We start from the raw sequence: 13,769 nt of genomic DNA, 5'->3' as shown, positions 1-13,769 counted from the left end.
TTTAATTACCATTGTTTAACACATTTCCGATAAATTTATTGAACAGATCCCAATCATTGTCCCGGGGGACGACAATCCACTGTCCCGCAAAGAAATTGTCATCGGCCAGCAGCTTTTTCTCTTCTTCAATAGGTAAAAGATACGTATTCGACCAACGGGCGACAAGTATATTATCGAGGTTCAGTGTAACGGGATCGTCAATTTCGTTATCTTTATACATCACAAAACTTTTGGCAAGATCGGCAATGGTAAGATTTGTATCGATATAGGAGAAAACAGAAGTTACAAAGTCATAAAATGTTGACATGTCACTGGCGCCCAGGGAATTGAGCCTGTCCATAATGGCTTTTACTATCAACTGCTGCCGTCTTGAACGGTCATAGGCTTCCGAACCGTGCCGGGAGCGGGCCACTCTCAGTGCCGCCACGCCATCGAGATGATGGGTCCCCTTTCTGTAATAGAGCGTAGACCAGACTCCATTGTTTTTCACTTTATACGTTGGATCAATCAAATCGCTTTCAAGAGTCACATCGATGCCCCCCAGGATGTTTATGACATCGATAAAGGCGAACATATCGATAGAGATATACTTCTTAATGGAATATCCGGTGATTTCTGACAATTCTTTTGCCAACTGTTCCGGTCCCTGCTCTTTATAGATATTGTTGATCTTACTGCCTTTATAGTACAGATCTCGGGGGAAACTGATCATTTTTATCTTACCCGAAATGTTATCGGCATGGACTATGATCATCGTATCAGCATTATGCTCATGGGTTCCCACAACTAGAAAAGTATCAGAAGAATCATCCAGGGCGAAGGGAGAGCTATTATCCTGCTTATCGTCGCTGATGACCAGGGAACGGAAATCATTATCCGGAGTGAAACGGTCGAGAGATTTAAGATATTTCCCGTCTCCGGAAATCAACAGGACCTCACCGAATTCTTTCTGAAGGGCATATGAGCCTTTTACCGTTCCGTCATTTCTGAAAATATGGAAATATACGAATTCCCCGTCCTCTTCCCTTTGAAGCTCTCTCTGACAGTTTTCCGATTCGAGAAGCACTTTAAAGCCTTCATCGGCAAAAACTTCCTCCATCTTCGCCAGAACAAGCTTATCGATTCTTTCCGATTCCGTTTCAATGCTTATTTCACTTATAAACTCAATCAAACCCTGCCTAAAAGCACTTTCATCAGAGAATGATTCATTTCCCGCGTAGAAATCCATTCCTCTACGACCGATTGAATCCATAAAGGATTCATCTTTAAGATTGATTAGATTGTAACGGGAGGCAGATTGTGCCTCAATGGCCAATCCTCTGCTTTTCAGAACATCTGCTATTTCGGAGCTGCCGGTCAACCGGTTGAGGTAGTCCTCTCTCTCCCTTATCCTACCAGTATAGGTATCGAGAATATTAGAAGCCTTATTCAGCGTCTGATCTGGCTCATCGTCAAAAGGAAGAGAATATCTGTTTCCCGCTACATCGGAAAATTCAACGGCGGAATCTCCGCTGTTCCAGTAAAGGGTCAGCATTTCCTCACCATCGCGCATAATCGCAGCCTGAGTTCCGTTTATTCTGTTGAAAGAAAAATTCCGTGAGGAAAAATACTCCTGTATATCACCCTCCTCAAGCCAGAGAGAAAAAGCTGCCGCAAGATTCTCTTCCTCTTCCTGAGAGACGAGATAGCGGAAAGCATCATAAAAAGAAACGGCGGGATCTACAGAATCCTTATTCCCGTCATCTGATGCTCCTCTAATTAACTGCTTTTCCGGCAAACTCATATAACGGCGGACTTCATTGCTGCCCGATGCGAGGATCTGCAGATTCTGGGACATCTGATCGATTGTCATACGCTGATTCTCCAGAGAGGCTCTATAAAAATCCTCGCTGTCAGAGAACCGGCTCTTCAATCGCCCCATCTGTATAGTCAGCACAATAATAACAGTTACAAGAATTACCGCTGCAGCTGCAGCGGCAATTCGGAATATTTTTCCCCAGTCGATCAATGTTTAAAACTCCGTTGCCCGGTGAACACCATAGCGGCATTGAACTCATTACACGCTTCGATACTCTCGAAATCACGCAGAGAACCGCCCGGTTGGACAACAGCGGTCACTCCTTCTTTCAAGCCGACATCAATTCCGTCCCGGAAGGGAAAGAACGCGTCTGATACCATTACGCTGCCTTTCAGACCGCCGTTGGCTGCATTCACCTCTTCTTCAATTTCCCTTATTAAATCAGGATCGGTCATGGATGTCCACGGCGTTTTGTACTTTGTCCAGGAGATTCGGTCTTTCATGTTCCTATAGGCTTTGTCTCTGGCTATAGTCGCCACTCCGACCCGGTCCTGTTCGCCAGTGCCGATGGCAACAGTCACACCGTCTTTAACATAAAGGACAGAGTTTGATGTAACCCCGGCTTCGACAAGCCATCCGAAAAGAAGATCTTCGTACTCACTCTCTGTTGGCGTCCGATTGACTTTGTATTCCTCTCCTTTCCGGGTAGTTTCCGCTTTGAGGAAATCTCCTTTCCTGAGAGTCTCGGGAATATAGGACCACTGAACGATAACCCCTCCATCCATCATGGATTTGAAATCGAGAACCGGCTCTCCTATAAATGTCTCAAGTCTCTTCATATTATCGATTTTCATAACCCTGAGATTCTTTTTCGTGGAAAAAAGTTCCAATGCATCCTTTTCATAATCGGGAGCGATGATTACTTCATGATAATTTTCAACCATTTTCTTTGCTGTCTCAACATCTACTTTGCGGTTGATAGCCACCGCTCCGCCGAAAGCGGCGATTCTATCAGCCAGAAGAGCTTTGGTATAGGCATCTTCATTAGTTTTGCCTTTAGCCACTCCGCAGGGATTATTGTGTTTGATTATTACGCAGCATGGCGTTTCAGAAAAATACTTCAGAATGTTGAGAGCCGCATCAGCATCGGCTATATTAGTTTTCCCCGGATGTTTTCCCGACTGAAGAAGATCGATATCCGAAGCGAGATAATTTCCCGGTTCAAGCATCTTAACCTCTCCGAGAATGATATTGCCGTTCACAGGCCGGTAAAGAGCCGCGGGCTGCCCGGGATTTTCCCCGTAGCGGAGACCTTTCTTTTCACCTTCGATCTCCCAGTTCACTTTCTCGTATACAAGAGTCTGTTTCTTATCCCCGTCGATAAAAGATATTTCCATGGAAGGTGTGAAACTGTCTTCCATTATGGTGCTGTAGGATTTTTTCAGATCCGCCATTTACTTTTCCTCCCGATAACATTTTTTCATCTCCGCGGCAGAAGATTTCTTAAAAAACTCAAAAATATTTCTATCATATTCCGCCGTATGGGCAAAAGTCTTTTCCGCCATGGCAAATCTTGTTTCCAGAGATATATACCCTTCATTCGCCTTCAGTTCCGAGATAACCGCATCGTAATCGGCCGGATTACAGAGTGACAGGACCCGGAGAAAGTTTTTAGCCGAAGCTCTCAACATACAGGGACCGCCGATATCTATGTTGGTTCTTCCCATTTCCACTGTTACGCCATCCTGTGAAACCGTTTTGCTGAAGGGATAGAGATTGACCGCAACAAGATCAAAATCAATCCCACCGATTCTGTCGAGATCGTTACGGTGACCTTCATTATAGGTTTCACCGAGAAGCCCCATGTAGATTTTGAAATCCAGGGTCTTCACGAGTCCGCCCTGCATTTCCGGCTGACCTGTGTATTCAGACACAGCTACCAGATTTTTTGTCCCTATGAGCTCTTCTATCGCTTTATAGGTGCCTCCGGTGGAATAAAAAGTGACGTCTTGATTGATTTCCAGCAGAGACTTCACGAATTTTTCCAGCCCGGTCTTGTCGGACAGACTGATCAGAACATTTTGGATTTTTACATTTCCATCGATTTTTTCAACGATATTGAGAGCCAATTTCCTTACTCCTGATATATGGGATTTAAAAAAAGGCCTGCGCACGCGCAGGCCGTAATTTCCTATTTGCTCAGTCTGTTCCGGGCAGACTGCACCGTATTGAAAAGAAGCATCGTAATGGTCATGGGACCGACTCCACCCGGTACGGGCGTAATTTTACTGCACTTCTCCTTGAGAGAATCAAAATCGGCATCACCGATCAATCTGTATCCTCTTTCTCTCGAAGCATCTTCAACACGGTTGATGCCAACATCAATAACGACAACTCCGTCTTTTACCATATCCGCCGTCAGCGTATTGGGAAAACCGGATGCTACGATAATGATATCCGCCTTTTTCGTATGAGTCAGCAGATCTTCCTTTTTCGTTCTTGTATGGCAGACAGTGACCGTCGAATTACCCGGTTTGTCTTTTCTCATAAGGAGATTGGCGACCGGCTTCCCGACTATATTGCTTCTGCCGATAACCACGACTTCAGCGCCTTCCGTTTCCACATCATACCGTTCGAGCAGTTTAAGGCAGCCATGAGGCGTACAGGGTAGGAATGTCTCCTGCCCCAGCACCATTCTACCTACGCTGACGGGATGAAAGCCGTCGACATCTTTATCGGGGCTGATGGCATTGATAATCTTGTCTTCATCTATATGCTTCGGTAAGGGAAGCTGAACCAGGATGCCATGGATTTTATCATCTCTGTTCATTCTGTCCACATGGGACAGAAGCTCCTCTTCCGTAATCGTGTCGGGAAGTCTGGTATCATCGGAAAAAATACCGATCCTTTCACAGGCTTTTTCCTTGGATGTCACATAACTCTTGCTGGCAGGGTTATCTCCTACTAAAATAACGCCAAGCCCCGGTGTAATTCCCTTGGATTTTAATTCCTCAACCTGAGCTTTCAGTTCCTCTTTCATTTCCTGAGCCAGAAGCTTTCCATCCATAAGTTCCGCTGCCATCATGTACCTCCGATAGTTCCTAATATTAAAATAAAGTTACAGAAATGTTAGTGCATTTTCCTCTCTTTTTATAAAAAAGGCTTTTTTGTAACTTTATTGATGATTAATGGTTACTATGATAATATCACATAAATTATTGAAGGAAGAGGATCAATTTGACAAAGACTAAAAAACTGCTTCTCGCGACTCTTGTATTCTCCTTGCTGCAGTTAAATTTCATATATGCGCAGGATGAAGCTCCTATAGAGGCAGAACCTCAGAAAATCGACTTATACGGTCTGGGAGACCAGAACTTTACAATAAACGCAGGGCTGTTTATACCCCTGTTCTTTTTCGACCCCACCCCTTATGACAGCGACGGAGCTGCGGCAGTTACAAACCTGACGGTCGGCGGAGCGGGATCTCTGATGTATGAAGCTTACCTGAACAATAACTTCAAAATCGGATTGGAACTGGGAGGCATTTTTGCCAGGAGCCCCAATAAGAATTCCTTTTTCATGGTTCCCATAACGGCGAGAGTCGCTTATGAATTCCATTTCGGACAATTTTCCCTGCCTCTTTTTCTCGGCATGGGGATAAACATCATAACTTATCAGGAAGAAAAGAATGTTCAATTTCTGATGAAACCGGGAGTGTCTCTCTACTGGCACTACAATAGCGACTGGTCATTCGGCGGCAATCTCGTTTACTGGATATCACCCGAATACATACCGGCTGACCATACCCAGGATAGAATCGGGAATTTCCTCGATTTCACTCTTTCAGCCCGGTACCATTTCTAATAATCAAGGATTTTTTTGTGAAAAAACTGTTTAAAATAACGACTTTGTCAATTGTTCTGATAACATTTTTCTCCTGTAACGAGACCAGTATCTTCTTTTCACTGGAGAATGAAGAAGTTATTCTGGAAAGAAACAATCTGAGCAACAGCGCCGGTTTTACCAGCATGGTGCAAATCGGAAGCTATTATTTCGGTAATGCCGGGACGAAGATATATTACAGAAGCGACAGCTCGGTTTCCAGTGAGGACGACTGGGCTGAACTTGTTCTGCCTGACGGTACAAATAACGGACTAGAGACAACAGCATTCGACTCCGACGCCGCTGTCACCTCGATGGTTAAGGTCGGAGCCATCGGTTCAGAAACCATGTTTATTTCACGGATATCTTTTGATGGTGCATCAATTGTAAGTGGCATATTCAGCTTACCTTATGCAGATGTGTCGGCTCCTGCATCAGTCTCTTCAGCAGATTGGGACGCGCAAGTTAAAACAGCTGTTGCACACAGCAATGTTCATTATTCGAATGTCTACCGCTTATTTGCAGATGAAAACTCAGGGGGTGATGATCTATTCATTAACCATTTAAAATACAGATTTGAATCAAGCGTTGATACATCAGGCGTTATTTCCCAGTCATATCTTTATTATGCAGATGATCCAGCGACAAATAATATAAACAACACCTTAAGCTCTGAAATACAGATTGATAATGCTGATATTACTCTTCTGGGAGATCTAGATTCCGGTACGCCTGCAGTTGCAAAGGTTGAAAACATTGTATTCGACGGAAATGATGAATGGTTTCTTATTATAAATGATGATACAGAAGGGGCTTTATACTCTTCTTCCAATGTGGTAACGACCTCTTCCTTTTCAGCTGTATCAGGTGCACCCGCATCAGTACGCTTTGTAGACCTATATGCATTTGACGGCACAAGGCTTCTCGTTTCAGACACAGCCGGTTCACTTCATATCTACAATGGAACGGCTTTCAGGGAGCTGACAAGCAGCAATGCCTGGCTCAAGGGGTTTGTGAATATAAACGGCCTAGGCTCAATAGCTTCCGACCAGATTCTAATCGGGACTACCGGAAATAAAATAGAAACCACTTATGATGGAGAAGGATACGTACAGCTCGACGCTTCAGGAGCAGATTCCGCCTGGGACTGGGTAGATACCAACTTCTCCGATGAGAACAACTACAACAGCAGTGATCTGTCCAGTGCTTCTATTTTAGGCTTTCTCGTCGATACCGGAAAAGACCGTCTGTTCGCCTATACGGCCGGTGACGGCGTCTTCGCCAATGAAGTGGATAAAGATGATCCCAGCATCAGAGTCTGGGGCTGGGAATAAATAAGCAAATAAAAAGCACCGATCTGATTCGGTGCTTTTTTTTGCTTAATCATCTCTATTTTACAATCTTCTTCAGAATGTCTTTTACTTCAGGGTCGTCACTGTAATACTTATCAATTTCTTCTGAAGTCAGACCGGCAAACTCATGGCTCATGTAGTGAAGCCACTTTTCCTCGTCTTCATTCTCTATGATAATTTTTTCACAGAAAAAATCCGGTTGAATCGGCAATTTTCTTTTATTGGGAAAGACTTTGTAATCGTGAACGGCTACTTTGATATCCTCCCGGGGAATGCCGTGAGACATAATCTCCTCAACCAGATAGTTCAATGTGACGCCCGAGTCGAATACATCATCGACAAAGAGCACTTTATCTCCGTTTCTCAGATACTGGGGATCGTAGGTCCAGCCGTCGATCATGACATTGTCCCGTTTATGAATATCCGTATAGGATCGGGCTACAACAGCTGCATAAAAAACGGGACGCTCGTTTTTCCGTACGAGTTTATAGTATTCACTGAATACATTACCCATATAAGCGCCGCCTCTAAGCGGAATATAAATAACATCAGGGGTAAAACCGCTCTCATAGACCTCATTAGCAAGCTTGAGGGCATTATTTCTTATCGTATCGTAGGGAATGAAGACTTTTTCCATATTTCTCCTGCTCTTATTATTTTACGATTGTCGAGGTCTCAAATGTGACCCCTTCGCGAACATAAGTTATTGTAATTTTACTGCTGCTGTTTAAAATCCTGTAAAATTCCTGCAGATTGGTTACCGCCGAACCATTTACTTCTTTTATGATATCCCAATCTTTCAGTCCGGCTATCTGCATGGGAGTTTTAGGATATACATCATAAACTACTACACCGGTTTCTCCATCGTCAATAGAGAATTCTTTTTTGATTTCTCCGGTCAAGGGACCGATTAATGCGCCCGGCCAGGCCAGATTGCTCGAAGAAACGTTTTGTATGGAATCTTCCGATTCCCGTTTTTCTATGCGAACCGAAACAGATATAGGGATTCCATCCCGTATCAATTCCATTGAGACCCGAGTGCCTGGGATGATATCTCCAATCAGATAATTCAATTCCTCACTGGATTTTATGGCCTTACCGTCGACGTTCATAACAACATCGCCCGGCTTTAAACCGCCTTTTTGAGCAGGAGAATTCTTGAACACCTGACTGATTAAAACTCCCCGGGCCGATTCCAGACCGAGACTGTCAGCCACTTCCTGCGAAACACTGAAAATCGAAACGCCAAGCCATCCGTACTCGGGTGAACCATTGCTGATAATATCTTCGATGGCCTTCTTGGCATTATTGATGGGTATGCTGAATCCCAGACCGATACTGCCTCCCGTGGGGGTTGTAATCCAGGTATTGACTCCGATGATCTCCCCTTCCAGATTCACCAATGCTCCACCGGAATTCCCCTGATTGATAGCGGCATCGGTCTGTATAAAATCGCTGATATTCTCATCCGGTCCCTGCTGGCGGCCCAGAGCGCTGACGATTCCCGAAGTAACAGTCGATTTGAACCCGAAAGGATTCCCTACAGCCAGAACAAAATCCCCCACATACAAATCATCAGAATCGCCGAGAGTGCCGATAGCCAGATCCTCATCTGTCTCGAAAGAGACAAGTGCGAGATCTTTTCTCTCATCAGTTCCGACCATTACGCCATCGTAGGATCTCTCATCAAAAAGCTTAATGGTTATTTCGTCCGCATTTCCGGCCACATGGTTGTTCGTCAGAACGTAATATGTGTCATCCTCTCTCCTGACGATGATTCCCGAACCAAGCCCTTCACTGCGGTATTTCGGAGATTCGTCCTCTACGCCGCCCTCATCTCCGGGCTCTCGGAAAAACCGGAAAGGATTGAATGATTCCTCACTGTCCGTATCCTTAAATTCGACTGCATCTATCTCTACAACGACAGGCAGGACATGGGAAGCGACTTTCCTGTAGACATTCTGAAGAGCCAGCGCTCTACCCAAATCATTATCCAGGACGGATTCAGCATATACTGACTCTATCGCCTTGTTATTATCAATCACCTTGTATATCAATATTGAAAAAATAAACCCTGTTAACAGGCTCAATACCATCAGAGCAATAGTTCCGGCTTTTTGAGCGGAAGGAACAAGCTTCATAAATTTGTTCTCCTTATGACACTATACAATGACTCATAAATAATTTAATAACTAGAGACATGCATATACCGGGTTTTACTTCCGGGTAAGTATTTCCGTGTGATCTTTAAAAATCGCAATAGTGTGCTCGAAATGGGCTGATGTTTTTCTGTCGAGAGTCTTCACGGTCCAGTCATCCTCCAGCACTTCCACTTCATCTGTTCCAAGATTGATCATCGGTTCAATGGCAAGAACCATTCCCGGCTTGATGCGCGGATTGAATCCCCGGTAAGGATAATAATTGGGTATGGAAGGATCCTCATGGACAGCCAGACCAACGCCATGTCCGCAGAAATCATAGACGACCCCGTATCCATAAGGTTCAATATGATTTGTCACCGCTTTGGATATATCTTTGATTCTATTACCGGCAACAGCAGCTTCAATGGCTTTATAGAGGCTCTCCTCCGTAATCCGAAGCAGTTTGCGGACATCTTCTTCAACTGTGCCCACAGAATAGGTTACAGCCCTGTCACTGAAGTATCCGTTGAGATTGATTCCCATATCGATTCCGATAACATCTCCGTTGCGAAGTTTTGTTTTATCGGGAATGCCATGGATGACCGTGTCATTTACCGATGCACAGATAGCGCCGGGAAATCCTCCATATCCAAGAAATGAAGGAATCCCTCCGTTCCTTCTGATAAAATCATCAGCAATATTATTGAGTTCCAGAGTTGAAATCCCTGCTTCGATATGTTTCTCTATTTCATCAAATGTGTCGGCGAGCAAATGACAGGATTCGCGGATCCTGTTTATCTGATCTTCATTTTTTATATTAATCAAACTGATTCTCCGTACTGTTTAATTTTGAATTTCCCTGGTCAGAAGAGCGGCTTCAAGATTGTTGCTGTCCAGTCTCAGAGCTTCGCTTAAAGAGACTCTCGCATTATCAAGCTCTCTCAAACCGATATAAGCAACAGCATATTTTGTTTTAATACTGGCAAGATAACGGGTCTTTTCCAGATCGGATTTAGAAAGAAGGACCTCCGCTTCCTGAAGATTATTCAAAGCCGGACTGAATTTACCCAGAAACAATTGAATGACCGCCAGATTATAATAGGCATACCAGGTTTGTTTCATACCTATGGATTCGCTGAGCAGAGTTTCCGCTTCATTAAATCCTTTATTCATCGAAAGGCTGAGAGCTCTGTAGAAAACGGTCCAGTAGGATCGCCCGCTGTCTCTGTCAAACCGGTCGAGAACCAGAGTCGTTCCCTCTATATCCCCAACTCCGAGCAGATACCAGATAAGAAACTCAGCTATGGCTCTATTCGAGGGGTTTTTATTATAGAGTTCCCAGATTCTCGCTCCGTATTTTTCAGGTGTTGTCTGAATGGGAAAATGCTCGATCACCAGCAGATTGGCTTCCGGATCATCGGGATGTCTATCGAGAAAAGATTTCAGATATCTTTCGGTTGTGGATCTGTTTCTGTCGAATTGATTGACGACCATTGATACAACCAGTTCTTTTTCCCTGTCGGGGAAAACATCAATGGCATCCTGTAAAGTCGTCATTGACTGGCGAAAACGTCCCTGCGCCTTTAACAGTCTGGAATAATTCGCATACTGCTGCCAGCTTCCCGAACTATTGATTTCCAGCGATCTTCTGTAGTATTGAGCGGAATCATTAAGATTACCCTCGAGCTGCAGCAGATCTCCCAGGATAAGCTGAACAGCCCATCTCTCGTTGTGATTACGCAAATCTATCTGATTCTGATTCAGAAGACGGGAAAGCGCATGATTGAATTGCCCGGCATCTATCGCAATCATGCCGATTGCTTCATCATTGACCCAGGCTCCCGTAATTCCCGAAGCAAGATTGTAGGCGCTTTTGATCTCACCGGACTTCATATACAGAACGGCTGCATCAAAGAGGAGTTTGTCATTGCCCGTAATTTCACCGACACGTCTGAAAATAGAGGGGTCTTCTGATTCCTTCAGTAAGTCAAGAAGATAGGAAAAAGGATCGGCTATCGTATCGGAAGCGAATTCAGCACTCAAAGCAGCTTCCACTTTAAGATTATCATAGTAGGAATTCCCGATGCCGAGAGATAACTCGGACGCCGCTTCATATTCCTGCTGTTTCAGAAGTGAAAAAACCCTTAAAGCTCTTATGTCTTCATTTCCCGGATATTCGTCAAATCCCTTCTTTACATATTTGTGAAAAAGGGACTCGTCTCCGGTTTTCTCACTGAGCATATAAGCTCTTTTTATCACGCTCATCCAGTTCAAACCGGTTTCAGCGAATGATGAGCCTTTTTTCAGATAAGAAATGGCGGAACTGTATCCTCCGCCATTTATCATTCTATCGACTGCGGCAAGATTATCCCTGAATTCCGCAGAACGATTCGGTCGAACCAATTCGACATAATAAGAGAAATCATTCTGACTGAGGAGAAAGCCTCCAATGGTCAAAGCCAAAATGAGTAGTGCGACATCCAGAATGATTAGGGATTTCCGACCGTTTATAGCAAGCACCGTTTATCCGTTTTGTGTTCTTCTTATATTATCGAGAACTCCATTGATAAATTTATAGGATTCATCGGATCCGAAGCTTTTTGCGATTTCAACAGCTTCATTGATGGTCACACCGGCAGGAACGTCCTCCTGAAACAGTATCTCAAAAATTGAAGTTCTCAGGATAGCCAGATCCACTTTGGCAAGTCTTTCAAATTCCCAATTGCGAATATTTTTCTTTATAACACTGTCTATCTGTTCAATATTTTCAACAGTTCCACCGGCAAGCAGCCTTGCGAAATCGGCTACGTCGCTGTTTATATCTTCTTTTTTCCAGCTGAAGTCAAGAAGTTCTTCAATTGACGAATGATTAATGTCCCAACTGTAAATTGTCTGAAAAGCGAGAATTCTGGCTTTGCGTCTTAATCCCATTTTTTATTCCCAACCGAGATTCTGTTTGTAAAGCGTCACTTCAGCTTCATTTCTTATACGCTCGACTTCTCTCTTAGAAACGACCTGGAACATTTCCTGTCTCTTCTGAAGGTAGAGCTGCTGACCGATGTATTCACGGACTGTCATCTGCTCTGCAGGATTTACAGGGTCATCAAGCTTCAGAAATTTCTTATCTATCCGGTCCGTGACTCTTACAATATGATAACCGGCAACCGATTGAATGAGTTCAATCTGGCCGACAGACATATTATACACCTCATCGATAAATGAAGCACCCAGATTCTGCAGAGCATTCTGGTCGTTTCTGACCAGAAAACCGATATCGCCGGCTTTGACTTTGCTATCCTGGTCTTCGGAATGGAGTCTTACTGCCTGCTCAAATGTCATTGTGCCGTTTTTCAGCTTTTTCATAATATCATCGGCTTTCTTCTGAACAGCTTCCTTCTCTGTCGCGTTCATCATCCGGGGAGATGTGAAAGGATCGGCAATAAAAGAGAAAAAGACATGGCTGACTCTTACCATTTCCGGATTGATGAAGGAAGTTTCTTCCTTCGTATAGGCAGCAGTTATTTCTCTTTCGCTGGGTTGAGCTATATTAAGAAAATCATTTTTTCCCTTTTCAGATATGTAATTCTGAATAAGAAGCTGTTTCTTCAGCTCCCCGAGGTATGCGGAAATCGGCTGACGGGTTTTCTGTTCTATATACTGAGTAAACTCTGCTTCAGACAGAGGTCTTCCGGCAGCCTGGCTGATCTGAGCAATACCGTACTGCTTCACCTGGGCGTCCGAAATGGTTATACCGTCCCGCTTCGCCGCCTGAACGACCAGCGCCGAGTCTATCATAGAGTCGAGAACTGCGGTCTTTTCCTCTAAAGTGAACTCCCGTCGGGCGTTTGTCTCAAGAATTTTTATATTCTGATTCACCAGTTTCGAGCTTATCGGTTCCGTTTCAATCAGCTTAATGACAGCTGCGGGTTTATCGAGAAGCGACTGTCCGAAGATTGTTGAGGTAAGACACAGGAGTGCCGTTATAAATATTGTTTTCTTCATAATATTCCTTCAATTACTGAATATGGTTCCGGTTTTACCCTGGATGTACTAATAAAACCTGAATCACACACATAAGTAACACTTTTTTTTCTTTTTATCAAAGTTCAGGATAAACGATTGCGATCAGACTTCTTATTTTTTGACGTGCAGCTTCTTTCCGGCAGCAGTCGCCTCTTCGGCAGAATAAAGAACATCGGAAATTTTGAGCATCATGCCCTCTTTTTCCATATCCGCCATCAGACTTCTGAGAGCTTTGGCTGAACCGAATCCTTTTTTGCAAACAAATGCATAGGATCTCTTACCGCTGAGCATCCCGGCATTTTTAAGATATGTACTGATTCTATCGGATATACGACCTCTGAAAAGAGTCTGGGGAGCTGTACCTATTGCAATATACTCATATCCGGTCAGTTTCTTATCCGTATCCGTTTCACCGTTTATAAGATCTACAATGTGGTTTTCCGTGGCTATCCCCTGAGCCAGAGCCTCTGCTGTTTTTTTGACTGCGCTGTTACCGCTCTGAAAATATACGACGGCTACTCTCATTTTGCTTCCCCTTTATACATGACAAAAGGGAGTCCTGTTGAGACTCCC

At 44.0% G+C, this 13,769-nt stretch carries 11 protein-coding genes and 1 pseudogene; 2 read left to right on the top strand and 10 right to left on the bottom strand.

Going from position 1 to position 13,769, the window contains the following annotated elements; translation table 11 throughout:
- Position 1 precedes the first annotated feature (1 nt).
- From HNR50_RS00965 to folD, 3 genes and pseudogenes are all read right to left on the bottom strand, one after another.
- Entirely contained in the window at positions 2-2,008 is a 2,007-nt protein-coding gene (locus HNR50_RS00965) for an LCP family protein (RefSeq protein ID WP_184742512.1), read from the bottom strand.
- Positions 2,005-3,834 (bottom strand): annotated as a pseudogene (locus HNR50_RS22230) (hypothetical protein). Before HNR50_RS22230 ends, HNR50_RS00965 begins: the two are co-directional and overlap by 4 nt.
- A gap of 155 nt (positions 3,835-3,989) precedes the next feature.
- Positions 3,990-4,880 (bottom strand): bifunctional methylenetetrahydrofolate dehydrogenase/methenyltetrahydrofolate cyclohydrolase FolD, encoded by an 891-nt coding sequence (gene folD / locus HNR50_RS00950; protein ID WP_184742505.1) that lies wholly within the window; start codon positions 4,878-4,880, stop codon positions 3,990-3,992.
- 155 nt (positions 4,881-5,035) lie between these two features.
- Here folD and HNR50_RS00945 point away from each other — a divergent pair, with 155 nt between their 5' ends.
- Both HNR50_RS00945 and HNR50_RS00940 read left to right on the top strand, forming a co-directional pair.
- Positions 5,036-5,662: a TP0733 family outer membrane beta-barrel protein gene (locus HNR50_RS00945; RefSeq protein ID WP_184742503.1), complete on the top strand. Its 627-nt coding sequence runs from the start codon at positions 5,036-5,038 to the stop codon at positions 5,660-5,662.
- 17 nt (positions 5,663-5,679) lie between these two features.
- Entirely contained in the window at positions 5,680-7,014 is a 1,335-nt protein-coding gene (locus tag HNR50_RS00940; RefSeq protein WP_184742501.1) for a hypothetical protein, read from the top strand.
- 55 nt (positions 7,015-7,069) lie between these two features.
- Here HNR50_RS00940 and HNR50_RS00935 read toward each other — a convergent pair whose 3' ends face one another.
- The 7 genes from HNR50_RS00935 to HNR50_RS00905 all read right to left on the bottom strand — a co-directional run bounded on the left by HNR50_RS00935 (position 7,070) and on the right by HNR50_RS00905 (position 13,721).
- Positions 7,070-7,669 (bottom strand): phosphoribosyltransferase, encoded by a 600-nt coding sequence (locus HNR50_RS00935; protein ID WP_184742499.1) that lies wholly within the window; start codon positions 7,667-7,669, stop codon positions 7,070-7,072.
- Positions 7,670-7,685: 16 nt separating this feature from the next.
- Positions 7,686-9,173, bottom strand: coding sequence for a Do family serine endopeptidase (locus HNR50_RS00930; protein WP_184742497.1), 1,488 nt, complete (start codon positions 9,171-9,173; stop codon positions 7,686-7,688).
- A gap of 75 nt (positions 9,174-9,248) precedes the next feature.
- Positions 9,249-9,998, bottom strand: a complete 750-nt coding sequence (gene map / locus HNR50_RS00925) for a type I methionyl aminopeptidase (RefSeq protein ID WP_184742495.1) — start codon at positions 9,996-9,998, stop codon at positions 9,249-9,251.
- Between the two features lie 18 nt (positions 9,999-10,016).
- Complete coding sequence (locus tag HNR50_RS00920; RefSeq protein WP_184742493.1) at positions 10,017-11,693, bottom strand: tetratricopeptide repeat protein; 1,677 nt, start codon at positions 11,691-11,693, stop codon at positions 10,017-10,019.
- A 3-nt stretch (positions 11,694-11,696) separates the two neighbouring features.
- Positions 11,697-12,104 carry a transcription antitermination factor NusB gene (gene nusB / locus HNR50_RS00915; protein WP_184742491.1) on the bottom strand — a complete coding sequence of 136 codons (408 nt, stop codon included), beginning with the start codon at positions 12,102-12,104 and terminating at the stop codon, positions 11,697-11,699.
- Between the two features lie 3 nt (positions 12,105-12,107).
- The gene (locus HNR50_RS00910) at positions 12,108-13,175 is read right to left on the bottom strand and encodes a peptidylprolyl isomerase (RefSeq protein WP_184742489.1); all 1,068 of its coding nucleotides are present in this window, start codon (positions 13,173-13,175) and stop codon (positions 12,108-12,110) included.
- A gap of 132 nt (positions 13,176-13,307) precedes the next feature.
- Positions 13,308-13,721 carry a flavodoxin family protein gene (locus tag HNR50_RS00905; RefSeq protein WP_184742487.1) on the bottom strand — a complete coding sequence of 138 codons (414 nt, stop codon included), beginning with the start codon at positions 13,719-13,721 and terminating at the stop codon, positions 13,308-13,310.
- Between the last annotated feature and the right edge of the window lie 48 nt (positions 13,722-13,769).

Source organism: Spirochaeta isovalerica (assembly GCF_014207565.1).
In the GTDB taxonomy this organism is placed as follows: Bacteria; Spirochaetota; Spirochaetia; order DSM-2461; family DSM-2461; genus Spirochaeta_F; species Spirochaeta_F isovalerica.
The sequence above is the reverse complement of the archived record's forward strand: the minus strand, read 5'-3'. Positions and strand labels throughout refer to the sequence as shown.